This is a genomic window from Cellulomonas biazotea, assembly GCF_004306155.1.
In the GTDB taxonomy this organism is placed as follows: domain Bacteria; phylum Actinomycetota; class Actinomycetes; order Actinomycetales; family Cellulomonadaceae; genus Cellulomonas; species Cellulomonas biazotea.
Window position 1 is genome coordinate 1 of sequence record NZ_BIMR01000526.1, and the last position, 919, is coordinate 919.

1 protein-coding gene and 1 pseudogene are annotated in these 919 nt (G+C 81.2%); both read right to left on the minus strand.

What is annotated here, in order from left to right; translation table 11 throughout:
* Positions 1–351 (minus strand): annotated as a pseudogene (locus tag CBZ_RS20605) (EscN/YscN/HrcN family type III secretion system ATPase); the annotation flags it as partial.
* The coding region (locus CBZ_RS20610) for a FliH/SctL family protein (RefSeq protein WP_130783250.1) at positions 348–919 on the minus strand (572 nt) is incomplete at its 5' end. The gene CBZ_RS20610 and the pseudogene CBZ_RS20605, both read right to left, overlap by 4 nt.

Below are 919 nucleotides of genomic sequence, written 5' to 3' on the forward strand. Positions count from 1 at the left end.
GCCGTCGATGGGGCGGCCCAGGCCGTCGAGCACCCGGCCGAGCAGGCCGGGGCCCACGGGGACGCGCAGCGACTCGCGCAGCGGGCGGGCCGGCATCCCGGCGCGCAGCCCCGACGTCGGGCCGAGCGGCATGCAGCGCGCGGTCGCGCCGGCGGTGGCGACGACCTCGGCGAGCACGTCGTCACCGATGCGCACGAGCTCGCCGAGCGCGGCGCCCGTGCCGACGACCTCGATCGTGAGGCCGACGACCGCACGGACCGTGCCGACGCGCTCGGGGGCGGTCGCGGCGAGCGCGCGCTGCCAGGCGGCGGGCGTGGCCGTGGTCGGGGCGTGCTCGAGGGCGAGGGTCACGCGGCACCGTCCAGGGCGGCGCGAGCGCGGGCGAGCGCCGCGTCGACGCGGGCGTCGAGGAAGCCGTCCGGCAGGTCGGCCCGGGCGTCGCCGGGTGCGAGCGTCGCGTCGGCGACGAGCGTGACGCCCTCGGGGACGTCCGGCAGCGTCGCACCGGTCGCGTCGGCGGCGGCCGTCAGCGCGGCGAGGTCGGCGGGGTGCAGCCGGACCGTGACGGGCTCGGTGCCGTCGACGTGGGCCAGCACGCGGGCCAGCGCCGCACGCGCGCCCCGCTCGTGGTCGGACAGCTCGACGCCGAGGACCGCGGTCGCCAGGTCGAGGGCCGCGGCGTGCAGCCGGTGCTCGACCTCGGTCGCGACGGGCACGGTCCGGGCCGCGGCGGCCGCACCGGCGGCCCGCAGGACGTCGAGCGCGCGGTCGAGCGCGACCTGCGCGGCGACGCGACGCTCCTCCTGCGCGAGGCGCACGCGGGTGGCCTCCTCCTGCGCGACGCGGGCGGCCTCGCGGGCACCCGCGGCGTAGCCGGTCGCGAAGCCCTCGGCCCGGGCGGCGTCGGACGCGCCACGGT